This is a genomic window from Methylomonas sp. TEB, from assembly GCF_047777895.1.
Lineage (GTDB): Bacteria > Pseudomonadota > Gammaproteobacteria > Methylococcales > Methylomonadaceae > Methylomonas.
On sequence record NZ_CP180476.1, the window covers coordinates 4484448 to 4496687 of the forward strand.

The 12240-nt window shown below is 50.5% G+C and carries 11 protein-coding genes; 3 read left to right on the forward strand and 8 right to left on the reverse strand.

The features are described from left to right. Together ACMXD4_RS20280 and ACMXD4_RS20285 are read left to right on the forward strand one after the other, a co-directional pair. The gene (locus ACMXD4_RS20280; RefSeq protein ID WP_415879204.1) at positions 1-561 is read left to right on the forward strand and encodes a YigZ family protein; all 561 of its coding nucleotides are present in this window, start codon (positions 1-3) and stop codon (positions 559-561) included. Positions 562-717: 156 nt separating this feature from the next. After that, positions 718-879, forward strand: coding sequence for a hypothetical protein (locus tag ACMXD4_RS20285; RefSeq protein WP_020483539.1), 162 nt, complete (start codon positions 718-720; stop codon positions 877-879). 84 nt (positions 880-963) lie between these two features. Here the strand turns inward: ACMXD4_RS20285 and djlA are convergent, their stop codons facing one another. Continuing rightward, the gene (djlA, locus tag ACMXD4_RS20290) at positions 964-1767 is read right to left on the reverse strand and encodes a co-chaperone DjlA (RefSeq protein WP_415879205.1); all 804 of its coding nucleotides are present in this window, start codon (positions 1765-1767) and stop codon (positions 964-966) included. Positions 1768-1836: 69 nt separating this feature from the next. Here djlA and ACMXD4_RS20295 point away from each other — a divergent pair, with 69 nt between their 5' ends. Next, positions 1837-2733 carry a phosphoribosylaminoimidazolesuccinocarboxamide synthase gene (locus ACMXD4_RS20295; RefSeq protein ID WP_033157745.1) on the forward strand — a complete coding sequence of 299 codons (897 nt, stop codon included), beginning with the start codon at positions 1837-1839 and terminating at the stop codon, positions 2731-2733. 60 nt (positions 2734-2793) lie between these two features. Here the strand turns inward: ACMXD4_RS20295 and ACMXD4_RS20300 are convergent, their stop codons facing one another. The 7 genes from ACMXD4_RS20300 to minC all read right to left on the reverse strand — a co-directional run bounded on the left by ACMXD4_RS20300 (position 2794) and on the right by minC (position 12186). Continuing rightward, positions 2794-4038: a sialidase family protein gene (locus tag ACMXD4_RS20300; protein ID WP_415879206.1), complete on the reverse strand. Its 1245-nt coding sequence runs from the start codon at positions 4036-4038 to the stop codon at positions 2794-2796. Positions 4039-4173: 135 nt separating this feature from the next. Continuing rightward, positions 4174-6537: a TonB-dependent receptor gene (locus ACMXD4_RS20305; RefSeq protein ID WP_415879207.1), complete on the reverse strand. Its 2364-nt coding sequence runs from the start codon at positions 6535-6537 to the stop codon at positions 4174-4176. Positions 6538-6953: 416 nt separating this feature from the next. Continuing rightward, positions 6954-9755, reverse strand: coding sequence for a glycosyltransferase (locus ACMXD4_RS20310; RefSeq protein ID WP_415879208.1), 2802 nt, complete (start codon positions 9753-9755; stop codon positions 6954-6956). Positions 9756-10058: 303 nt separating this feature from the next. Beyond that, positions 10059-10256, reverse strand: a complete 198-nt coding sequence (locus ACMXD4_RS20315; RefSeq protein WP_020483545.1) for a winged helix-turn-helix domain-containing protein — start codon at positions 10254-10256, stop codon at positions 10059-10061. A gap of 101 nt (positions 10257-10357) precedes the next feature. Further along, positions 10358-10612, reverse strand: a complete 255-nt coding sequence (gene minE / locus ACMXD4_RS20320) for a cell division topological specificity factor MinE (protein ID WP_020483546.1) — start codon at positions 10610-10612, stop codon at positions 10358-10360. Further along, on the reverse strand, positions 10612-11424 hold the full coding sequence (gene minD / locus ACMXD4_RS20325) for a septum site-determining protein MinD (RefSeq protein ID WP_033157742.1): 813 nt from the start codon (positions 11422-11424) through the stop codon (positions 10612-10614). The genes minE and minD overlap by 1 nt, the downstream gene beginning before the upstream one ends. Positions 11425-11445: 21 nt before the next feature. Continuing rightward, on the reverse strand, positions 11446-12186 hold the full coding sequence (minC, locus tag ACMXD4_RS20330; protein WP_415879209.1) for a septum site-determining protein MinC: 741 nt from the start codon (positions 12184-12186) through the stop codon (positions 11446-11448). Between the last annotated feature and the right edge of the window lie 54 nt (positions 12187-12240).

The window sequence follows — 12240 nt, forward strand, 5'->3', positions numbered from 1 at the left end:
GTGCAAATCGTCGTCAAGACTTGTGAAGTCGAGGAGATCATCAAGAAATCCCGCTTCATCGGCATCATCAGCCCCTGCCAGACCGAGCGCGAAGCTTTGTTGTTATTAAAGGATTTGCATCAACGCTTCCCCGACGCCAGCCATATCGTTTACGCTTATCGCATCCAATCGCCGGACGGTCTGATCTGCCGTTTTCACGATGCCGGCGAACCCAGCGGCACCGCCGGTAAGCCGATCTTTCAGCATCTGGAAGGCAAGCAATTAATCAATCTGGTGGTGGCGGTGATTCGCTATTTTGGTGGGGTGAAGCTGGGCGCGGGCGGCTTGACCCGCGCCTACGGCAATGTCGCCAAGCAAGTCATAGAAGCTGCCGACATTGTCGAATACATTGAATTCGCCGAGCTGACATTGAATCTGGATTACCACCGACTACAAGCGCTGGAATACCAGTTAAAAAAACTGGACGGCAGCATTATCGGTCAGGATTTTTCCGATTCGGTCAGGTTAACCGTCAAACTCCCCAAGAGCAATCTACCCGCGCTCAACGCCTTCCTGGATTAAACAAGCTTATAACAAGCCTAGATGACAGCTTTATTTCAATATTGTTTCTAAAAAAGAAACAAGCAATCCACTATAGCCGGTATTGTAAATAAAAAAATAAAGCTTATATTAAAGTCGTCTTCATTGGTATCGACTGTATTCAGTCTAGGAGCAAAAATGAACAAATCGAACAATCTGTATAAAGACGTACTCACCGGCCTGTTTTTCACCACCGGCGTGTTTGGCTTCATGTCTGGCGAGTTCATCATCTCCACCATGCTATTCGGCGCTGCAACCATCGCTAGCAATCTGGATTTTAGCGACTCGTTTCGCGCTTAAGTTTTGTTGTACCTCCCTCGTTGTTAAGCAGTTAATCTGTTTATTTCAAGCCCGTCAGCCGCCTCCGTGGCAGGCGGGCTCTTTTTAAAAACCTCTTGTTTCCCGTATCGTTTCGTAAGCTTTCCTGATTTGCTGAGTCTTTTGCTTGGCCATCTGCATCATTTCCTCGGGTAACCCCTTGGCCACCAATTTGTCCGGATGGTGCTGACTCATCAGGCGCCGATAGGCTTTTTTCACCTCCGCATCGTCGGCCGTTGAGGCTATGCCCAACACGGCGTACGCATCTTCCAATTTCGACAAACCTGCTTTAGCCGTATGAAACTGTTCACCGGACTGCTGAAAACGATGTTGCGCCTGTACTTGCCCCTTGATGATCTGATATTCGAAACGCGATACACCCAGTTGCGCGCAAATATCCAGTAACAGCTTTTCTTCCTTGGCATCGTAAACACCGTCGGCAAACGCCGCTTGAATCTGGATTTCCACGAACATGCGCACTAGATTAGTCCGGCGATGACATTCCACGCGAAATTGCCGCAGTACTTCCGCCAATGGAAAATCGGTCTGCTTGCCTTGCTGAAACAGTTGAATCGCGGCTTCGCGCAGCTCGGCACTGAGTTCCATATTACCCATCACCCGTTTTGCCAGCCCGATTTCCTCGTTGGAAACCCGGCCATCCACCTTGGCGACATGGCCCATCACCGCGAACGTCGCAGTGAAAAACGCCATTTGCACGCGCTGCTGGTCGCCGGGATTAAATGACTCGCCGGCCATCCCGTCCAGTCCGGCATCGAACTGATGCCCTACCGACGCACCGAAAATCGCCCCCAACGGCCCGCCCAACATAAATCCAAACGCCCCACCTACCAACTTGCCCAGCCAACTCATGCGTTTCCTACCCTCAACAGGTTTAATGATAAAATTACAGCCATTTTCCACTGACTCCACAGACGTATTATGAATGCCCCCGCCGCACTTTACGAATCTTCCCTGCCGCATTTGAAATTGCTCGGCCGCGGCAAAGTCCGCGATATGTACGAAATCGACGCTAACCATTTGCTGATCGTCACCTCGGACAGGATGTCGGCGTTCGATGTGATCATGCCCGACCCGATTCCCGGTAAAGGCCGCGTATTGACCAGGGTAAGTAATTTTTGGTTCGAAAAAATGCGCGATATTATTCCCAACCATTTAAGCGACGACTTGACGCTGGCGGACGTGATTCCCGATTCCGAATTAAGAGCGCAAGTGGAAGGCCGGGCCATCATCGTCAAACGTCTGAAACCGCTGCCGGTGGAAGCCATCGTGCGCGGCTATTTGATAGGCTCGGGTTGGAAGGATTATCAAAACAGCGGCTCGGTGTGCGGTATCGAGCTGCCGGCCGGCTTGCAACAGGCGCAACAATTGCCGCAGCCGATTTACACGCCGTCCAGCAAGGCCGAAATGGGCACCCATGACGAAAACATCAGCTTCGCCGATACGGTGGCGTTGATGGGAGCGGAACTGGCCGGCAAGGTGCGCGACGCCAGCTTGCAGCTCTACACAACCGCGGCTGATTACGCTCGCGAACGCGGAATCATCATCGCCGATACCAAATTCGAATTTGGCCTGGACGAAGACGGCACCCTGTACTTGATCGACGAAGCGTTGACCCCCGATTCCTCGCGCTTTTGGCCGGTCGAGCAATATCAAGTCGGCATCAGCCCGCCTAGCTTCGACAAACAATATCTACGCGATTACCTGGAAACCTTGGATTGGAACAAGACCGCGCCTGGTCCGAAATTGCCGGAAGAAGTTAGCAGAAAATGCGCGGAAAAATATCGGGAAGCCGAGTTGAAACTGATCGGAAATTGAAGAGCCGTTCAGCCAAAGCCATACCGCGCGACTAGCGGGATGGCTTTGGATCACTAAAACCTAAATCGGCTTGAATTGATAGCCCTGCGCGGTTTGCCAGGATAGAAAAACACTCTCACCATCGCTCAACAGAAAAGCATCGTCCGCGCTTTCCGCCGTTTTACCGACGACTTCGGGTTGCGACCAGCTCAATCCGCCGTCATTAGACTTAATCAACTGCAACAGATTATGGCTGCCGTCGAATTCCGACCAGACCACCACTACCTGCTCGCCCTTGGCAAACACGTTGGGATGTTTGGCGCCTTGATTGCCGAAATGGTAGGCCTGCGAATAACTTAGGCCGCCATCCTTGGAGTGGCCGTAAAACAAGCCTTGTTTATCAGCGGCTCCGCTGAACCATACCGAATGGTAAACGCCATTGTCGGCAACTGATAAGGCCGGGCCATGATGCGGACAAGCATCGATTTTCCAGTTTTCTTGGCTGACGCGCTGCACCGCTCCAGGCGTGCGCCAATCCTTAAATTTAACCAGCGCATGATCGCGGATATTGCCTTCATAAACATGCCGCCACAACACCACCGGCAAATTGTCGGCATCTATTTCCACACCCAAACGGCAGCATTCACAGCTATGCGGCGCAACGGTTTTGTTGGGATAGAAGCTTTTACCACCATTGTCCGACCAGGCGTAATACACGGCAGTACCTGCAAACTCTTGCTTAGCGGCCTTGGCTTTTTCCTTATCGCGCGCATCCAGCCAAGCCACAAAAATCTCGCCATTCTTCCCCACCGCCAGCGCATCGAAGCGGTGGCCGATCACGTCCAGATTGTCATTGACCGTCACCGGCTTAAAAAAACTCTTGCCGCCGTCCGTCGAGCGACTGAAGCGAATGTTGCCAGTATGGCGTTTTTCCAGATTTTGGGTCCAGGTCAGGTAGATATTGCCTTGCGCATCGAGTTTGATTTTTGGCCGGTATTCACCGCGCGCGGCAATAGCTTCCGGCTCGGCGTTTACCGCAACCGGTGCGGAAAAGCTCCGACCTTTATCGGTAGACGATTGCACATAGATATGATCGCGAACCACCCAAGCCAACCACAGCACACCGCTATTGTCGAAAGTCGCGGTCACCGTCTCGGAACATCCGATCGCCGGACTGGCTTGCAGATCGGCGCACAATGCTTTTTGGTCGGTACGCTGTTCAAGCTTAGCCGCCTCAGCGCCTTGCTTACTTGTGATCGGCTCGTTGGCACATGCAGTCAAAATCAACGAGCCTACCATTGCCAAAGGAAGTTGAAATTTCATCATCGTCTTTTAGTAAGTGTCCGGAAAGTTACGAACATTTTTACCCGTTTGACCGGGAAAAATTAAACTATGTCATTTAACGCACGACCAGGATTAGATGAGCTCTGCCTATCCCGGTTGAATACATTTAATAACCGCTTAATAGTTAAATTTCAATTCTGCGATATAGGTGCGCTGCGGAAACACATGGAACAGCCAATATTTTTCGTTGGTAATATTGTCGATACCCGCTGAAAGCGTCAGTTGCTTGGTCAGTTGATATTTGGCACGGGTATCCACAACAAAAAACGCGCTGCCGGTGCCGGTGTAAGTATCCGGATTGACGTCGCTGTTATCGATTTGCCCATATTGTTGACTGCTATAGCGTCCACTGATAGAGGACGTAAAATCTTTAGTCACATGATATGTGGCCGTGGCACTAGCGCGCCACTCCGGCACTCTGGGTTGATACTTGCCGACAGACGCAGGCAGGGCCGCATTTTTATCGATGCGCGAATTCGCCCAGGTCACGTTACCCGACAAATCCAGGCCATCGATAACGACATTACTGTGCTCGCCGGAAAACTCCCAACCGTAGGTGCTGATCTGGTCGATGTTCTGCGCATATGATAATGTCGAGTTAGTGACAGGACTGAAAGTCGTTTGACTGTAGATGGCATCGTAGACTTTTTCGTGGAATAAGCTCAAACGCAACGAACCTTCGCTCAGAAAATATTGCGCGGAAAGCTCGGAAGACAATGCCTCTTCAGGCTTTAGCGTTGGATTGGGATTCACAATATTTGAGGTGCCGCTGACGGTGATATTGGTACCCTGGAACAGTTCTGTCACCGTTGGGAAACGGTAAGCCTGAGCAATAGAGCTGGTAAATTTCCAGCTATCAGTCGGCTTCCAGGCCAGCGAGGCTTTTGGCGAAAATCTTAAATCGCTGCGGTTAGACTGATTGATCGTTCTGCCGTTTGAACCGGTGTTAGTGCCATCGAAGGCGTTCCAGTTCTCCAAACGTCCGCCCAAGGTCAACGTCCAATCCGGATCAAATGTCCATGCGTCTTGAATCCAGACCGCGTTGGTTTCGGTCTTGCCTTGCGAATTGGTATTTAAGCGGACTGGTGCACCGTAGATCCAATTGGAGGTTACATATTGTTGGTTGTTTAATTCGTAAAGATCATGATGAAACCCAAAGCTGACATGATGCGGTCCCCATGCGGAATCCGGACGCCATATACCTTTAGCATCCACAGTATGCCAACCGGTGTCGTTTAGGCTGGTAAGCGTTCCAGCACCACCCGCAGCCGCAAGATTGGGCGCAACCGTGGGCGCGCGTTGCTCATCCTGACCATAATTGATCACACTGCCAGTCAATTCCCAATCGAAAATACCGCCGGTGTTCGATTTCAGCGCCATACCGTGCGACCAATGCATCTGCTGGTAATCGTTCTCGGCAAACGTCGAACCCAAGTTGTAGTTTCGTCCGTTCATATTGATGATGCCGCTATTAACCGGAGCCCCGGTAGTGGCACTGCGCAAGTAGCTATTGAAGCCCCCGCTTTCGTCGTTTTGCCACAGACCCAATGTATACGAAGCTTTCAGCGTCGGCGTAATATCGTAAGCCAGTTTCCACTTAAAATTATCCTGAATCGTATGCCTGATATTGCCTTCGCCTATGGCAAAGATTCTTTGGGAGCCGCTTCTATCGACATCGCCGACGGCGCCGGTAACGGGTACGCCACCCGTGCCGGAACTAGTGGGAAGATATGTATAACTGATAGGCTGGCTATGCGCATCCAAATGACTGACATCGAAACGCCAGGAAAAGTCGCCGTGTCGGCTACCCAGATTGGCCGTGTACTGCTGGGAGTCATAGACATCGGTATGGCCGTAAACATCGTATTCTTGCCAAGTAGACTGCACGCCGCCGCCGGCCTCGAATTTCTCTGGCATCCGCGTCGTAATATCAACGACACCGCCTATCGAGTTACCGCCGTAGGCTGCGGAAAACGGTCCGTACATCACATCAACCCGCTCGATTTCTGATGGTGAGACCATATTCCAGCGCGGCGATCCGGTCATGCTGTTATTGTTTCCCAGCAACGACGATAGCAAAATGCCGTCCGCATAAATCAAGCTGCGCGCACTAGAACCGGTCCCGGAGGTGCGCATAGACACCGGCATTTCCTTGTCGCCGATATAACGTTTGCGCACCAGGATATTAGGCAAATACTTGATGGCATCCTCAGTGTTCATTACGTTGATGGTATCTTCCATCTTCTCGCGGGTAACGCTTTCTGTCACAGCAGGCAACTTGTATTTTTCGGTAGCTGTTTGCGTAGCGGCTTTTCCGCTTTCGGCGGTAACCGTCATTTCCGGCAATACCGCGGTTTGATTACTACCGGTTTTATTGTCCGTCTTGCCATCTTCGGTCGCCGAGACTCCCGGCAACACAGTAAGCAGCATTGCCCCCATTAAATAGGGCTTGGCGCCAAGTTTGATTTTTGCGTGTTTCATAGGTTTAAAAATTGCGAAGGTATGCGGTTTGTTCTTGCTAAGGACTAATTGTCGGCAAAAGCGCTATTTAAAACACCAACAGTTTCTGGTGATCTCACACACTTTAAAACAACCATTTGTAGATATAAGCAATTTATAAACCTAAATACAATTGTGCTTTTTTATCAATCAATTAATACAACACATCATCAAATACGCCACTACAACCACCCATTTATGCGGCAAATGACTCACTAAAAATAAGTCATATAACACAGTTTATTTTATTCGCCGCCATATCCATTGTTTTGATGCTGACACTCAAAACAGCGACAACAGCTCAGGTAGCAACTGGAACCGGTCCTCGCCCGCTAAACAAAAAAACCCTTGCCAGCCTTTCAGCCGACAAGGGTCTTCGGATACCAAGCAAGCGGTACTTACTCGTCCGCGTCTAACTCATCGGCGGACAGTTTTTTGCCAGGAAAATAGTTAGGCGCAACGCTGATCAGAATTGTCAGCAGTGTGGCGACATAAGGCACCGATTGTACCGCCAATACTGCCATCCACAACCTGCCGCTCAAGTTATCGAAATGCTCGATAGAGCGCATCGCCAGGATGCCAGCCAAAAGCAGGCTCAGCAACAATAACTCCTGCCAAATGATCAACAACCCCGCCACCAACGGCCCTTGCTGCTCGTATTTTGGCGTGCGCATGAAGGGTTTGCCGGAGGTGAACAAGCCCTGCAAAGTCCCGCGTGCCACGGTATGCGTCAGCGATAATCCGGCCAGTGCCGCACCCAATGCATGCAACATTGAACAAGCCACCCGCGCTTTGTACAACCACAAACCGCGCAAAATCTTAAATGCAAACAGGCCTATGGTCGGCAACAGGAAGGCATTTACCGGCAATTCGCTATGAATAGGATCCGACACGATCAGTGCGGTCAATATCAAGCTGGTGCCGGTAAACAACAGGGCCAAGGCATCGGAAAACCAAGGCAACCAACCCGCCACAAAGTAATAGCGCTGTGCCGAAGTAAGCGAAGACTTTTTGTTGGGCAAAAAATGCCGCCAATGCTTTTTGATGATCTGCATCGCGCCGTATACCCAGCGGAAACGCTGCGTCATATAGCCGGAGAAGGTATCCGGCATCAGGCCGCGACCGAAAGACTCCTTGCAGTACACCGAGTCGTAACCCGCTTCATAAAGACGCAAGCCCAATTCGCTATCCTCGCAGATACACCATTCGCCCCACGGACCGACTTTGTCGAACGCCGACTTGCGGACCATCGTCATCGTGCCGTGTTGGATGATGGCGTTGAATTCGTTACGTTGCACCATGCCGATATTAAAAAAGCCTGCATACTCCCAGTAGCAAATATCTTTGAACGTGTTTTGACCAGAATCTCGGTAATCCTGGGGCGACTGCACAAAGCCGACATTTTCCTGGTCGAAATACGGCACCATCGCTTTCAGCCAATCGGGATTCAGAATGTAGTCGCTGTCGATGACCGCGATGATTTCGGCATCTTCAGCGGTATTGGTCAATGCGTAGTTGATCGCACCGGCCTTGTAACCGGGCCAGTTGTCCAGATGGAAGAAGCGGAACTTCGCCCCGAGGCGGTCGCAATCTTCACGCACCGGCTGCCAAACTGTCGGATCTTTGGTGTTGTTATCCATCACCAATACTTCGTAGTTCGGATAATCGACCTTAGCCAACGCATTCAGGGTCTTGCGCACCATTTCCGGTGGCTCGTTGTGGATCGGCAAGTGGATCGAAACCTTCGGATAACGGAAACCGGCCGGCGGCGTCAGCGGCTGGAAGGTACGGCGACCCTTGCGATGCCAGATGACTTCGGAAATCTCCAGGCTCTCGGTCAGCAACACCAAGATGGCCATGGCCTGCATCATCAGCAAAATCGCCCAGAACACAACCGAAAAACTGGTTTGGTATTGAGCGGCGGCAATCGATGCCGACCAAAACAATACCGACGCCGCCAAGTTGGCGACGATACCGAAGAAAAATTTACCCGGCAGCTTCAAGCTCTTACGGGTAAACAAGAAGGCCGCCATCAAGATAATACTGAGTACTGCAGCGCCACTAGCCCAGTTACGCCAGGTTGGATTGGCCAGTACGTCACCTTCCATCGGGAACTTAGGCTGACGATCAGCATTGAATAAGCCCCAGTAAGCACCGGCCGTACCTTCCAGCTTGATCTTCCACGGCTGGTCAAACGCTTCGACCACATAGTAAATAATGTTTTCGGCAGTCGCGCGATTCAGGAACTCACGCAAAAACTTGGCTTGATTCGCCAACGAAGCAGTGGCGGCTTTTTGCGGAGGACCGTCGGACGGCCAACCCACCTCGGTAATCACGATGGTTTTGTTGGGGTACAACTGCTGCAATTCGTAATAACGCTTGAACACATATTCGACTGCGTTATCGCCTTCCGCACCTTTGGGTAAATCGACCGGCACACCTTCCCAATAGGGCAGAATGTGCACAGCTATGTAATCGACTTCCGCCGCCAAGGCCGGGTTTGCTACCCATATATCCCAGGTTTCAGCTGTACTAACCGGTTTCCAAGTGCGCTTTTTTACTTCGCGAACGTACTCGATCAGTTCGTTGGCTTTGCCGGCCACTTCCGCCTTAACATCCGCCTCGATTTTCAGCTGCAAATCTTGTTCGCTCATCGAACCGGAAAATTCTTGACGGACTTTCTGTGCGATAGGTCCACTAACCTTGTTTCTGTAACGCAATAAGGATTCGTTACCCACCAGCGTGCGAACAATGGTTTTTGGATATTGATTGGTTAGATTGATTAGGCTTTCGACTTCGCGCTGATTTTTATCCAGCCGTTTCTGCGTGTTCTCTAACTTTTTTTGCGGATCGTCCTCGGCGCTATCGTCATCAACCAAATCCACCCAACAGCCCATCGCCAGATTGATCGCATTCTTGGCTGTCAACTCAGGCACAACCTCCATGCCCTCCAACGCGGTGTAGGTTCTTATCGAATGGGCTTTACCGGACAATAACTCCAGATCGGATTGAATTTGTTCTCTGGTGGGAAATACCCCGTCAGCAGGATTGAAATCGCGCCCCTTGGGGTTAAAGGTCACCCCCATCATGGTATCGCTCCAGGATGGCAGTTTTAACGGATTATTGACGTAAGACCAGATACCCAGGTTGATGACAACCAGTAGCACCAAGGTGAAAAATGTGGCAATTTTGGCTTTCATTTCGACAGAAAGACTCCGCAATAGAGGGTTATTAGAATCAGTATTTTTTAATTTTCACGGCATTACGCAGCCATTCCATCGGCAAATTTAAATGCGTTTGCTACGGTATCTGATTTCGACAGAGCGACTGGCGCGTGTCTAAGCGGGCCACGCATTCCTGTCAGGTAACAGATTTACCAACAAAACACAGCGGCATTTAGGAACCCGCCCAAGGGCAAACCCCGGCGACGCTCAAACCGGCAAAGAACCGGTATTGAATGTCGCCACGCTTAGCTCAACCTTAAGCAGGTTGCGGGAAAACTTTTATTTCAATGAAAGGGTTTCTACCCGGCCTTTCATTTCAATATTCAGTTTGTCTTCTTTAGCCAGCCAACCGATCGCTCGCTGGACGTCGTTCTTACCCAAGCCGGTTTCGGTCGTGACTTTATTAACGCTAGCTTCGCCATGCGTATGCAAGTATTGCCAGACTGCTCCAGCTGCTTCGCCAATTGTATCCACCATTTCAACTCCTCATCATTTAAACAACAAAAAAAATCGGGGGGTTTTAGTCATGCTATCCAGCCTTACGCAACACAAGCCGCGGCAAAAGCTAGTCAACACAACTAACGCTCATCAGGCAGCACAATATTAAGTTCCAGGGTTTCCTGGTTTCCATCCTGTTCAAAATTAACGGTAATGGCATCCTGCCCGACATTGACATATTTACGGATCACCGCCAGCAATTCTTGCTGCAACTCGGGCAAATAGGACGGTTGATTTCTGGATGCACGCTCATGGGCGACCAGAATTTGCAATCTCTCCTTGGCCAGCGATGCCGTATTGGTTTTCGAGGATCTGAAATAATCTAAGAGACTCATCACTTGCTCCCGAATAGCTTACTGAATAAGCCTTTTTTCTCTTCCTCGATAAAACGATGTGGTTTGGTTTCGCCCAAATAACGCGCCACGATGTCTGCATAAGCCTGCCCTGCATCGCTTTGCTCGTCGAGAATGACCGGTGTGCCTGAGTTTGACGCATTCAACACAGATTTGGACTCAGGGATAACGCCCAACAAATGTAGCGACAAAATTTCCTGTACATCGTCAACGCTGAGCATCTCCCCCAATTTCACCCGATCCGGCGAATAACGCGACAACAACAAATACTCCTTGATCGGCTCTTCGCCATTCTCGGCGCGGCGCGATTTGCTGGACAAGATACCCAGCATACGATCCGAATCCCTAACGGAGGAGACTTCCGGGTTGGTTACCACAAATGCATCATCAGCAAAGTACATGGCAAGTGTAGCACCGCGCTCTATTCCTGCCGGCGAGTCACAAACGATGTATTTAAAGTCTTTGGACAACTCTTCCAGAATTTTGCCGACACCTTCCGTTGTTAAAGCATCTTTATCACGGGTTTGCGATGCCGGCAATATAAATAACTGGTCGCAACGCTTGTCCTTGATCAGGGCCTGATTTAGGGTGGCTTCGTTGTTGATCACATTGACCAAATCATAAACCACGCGACGCTCGCATCCCATGATCAAGTCGAGATTACGCAGCCCCACATCGAAATCGATCACAGCGGTTTTATGTCCGCGCTTCGCTAAGCCCATCGCGATAGCGGCGCTGGTTGTGGTCTTGCCCACACCACCTTTTCCCGATGTTACTACGATAATTCTGGCCAATGTTGTTCCTCCAAGAAAAGCTTAAATATCTTTGATAATCAGCGTCTGGTTATCCAGACTGATCTGTACGGGCTTGTGTGCTGGATACTTGCTCAAATCGTCGCTGAGCTGGTAAATGCCGGCTATCGAAATCAGTTCCGCTTGCAAATCCGAACAAAAAATACGGCTATTGACATTACCCAGCACGCCGGCAAGCGCTCGTCCGCGCAGGGATCCGTATATATGAATATTACCTTCCGCCATGATTTCCGCGCCGGCACTAACGGTTGCGGTGACGATCAAATCGCCTTTGGCATAAACCCGCTGGCCCGAGCGTATCGGCTGTGTCACCAACTTATTTTCAATTGACTGATTGGCTTGCTTTTGCTCTTCCGCAGCAGGTGTCGGCAAGGTTTTTGCCGGCGCTTTATTGACTAAGGGCACATTGCTGCCGTGCAGGGAATGCTGGGGCAAATTCATAGCCAAAGCGTCGCCGTTCTGATGTTCGTTACCCCCGCGCACCCCTATTGGCATGAAGCCGTGCAGACGGACGATAGTGACTATTTCGGTGAAATCAATTGGCAGATTTTGAGCGTTAAGTTTTTGCAGATCGATCAGCAAGGGCGAGTTTTTAAAAAACTCGGGAGCTTGAACCACTTTTTCCTTGAGCTGCTGATCGATCAGAGAGATGTCGTTACTGGCTAGCAGCAACACCGGCACGGTCAGTGACGTGCTTTTAAACTCCAAAGCTATTTTTTGCGAAGTAGGTGCGCCGGTTGACATCGAGTTTGGAAAATCCGCTACTGAATGCCCGAAATACTATCATTTTCCGTGACA

Coding starts and splice junctions, on each gene's coding strand:
- ACMXD4_RS20295 (WP_033157745.1), top strand. CDS start 1,837: ATGAATGCCCCCGCCGCACTTTACGAATCTTCCCTGCCGCATTTGAAA.
- ACMXD4_RS20315 (WP_020483545.1), bottom strand. CDS start 10,256: ATGGTGGATACAATTGGCGAAGCAGCTGGAGCAGTCTGGCAATACTTG.
- ACMXD4_RS20285 (WP_020483539.1), top strand. CDS start 718: ATGAACAAATCGAACAATCTGTATAAAGACGTACTCACCGGCCTGTTT.
- ACMXD4_RS20310 (WP_415879208.1), bottom strand. CDS start 9,755: ATGAAAGCCAAAATTGCCACATTTTTCACCTTGGTGCTACTGGTTGTC.
- ACMXD4_RS20300 (WP_415879206.1), bottom strand. CDS start 4,038: ATGATGAAATTTCAACTTCCTTTGGCAATGGTAGGCTCGTTGATTTTG.
- djlA (WP_415879205.1), bottom strand. CDS start 1,767: ATGAGTTGGCTGGGCAAGTTGGTAGGTGGGGCGTTTGGATTTATGTTG.
- ACMXD4_RS20305 (WP_415879207.1), bottom strand. CDS start 6,537: ATGAAACACGCAAAAATCAAACTTGGCGCCAAGCCCTATTTAATGGGG.
- minE (WP_020483546.1), bottom strand. CDS start 10,612: ATGAGTCTCTTAGATTATTTCAGATCCTCGAAAACCAATACGGCATCG.
- minC (WP_415879209.1), bottom strand. CDS start 12,186: ATGTCAACCGGCGCACCTACTTCGCAAAAAATAGCTTTGGAGTTTAAA.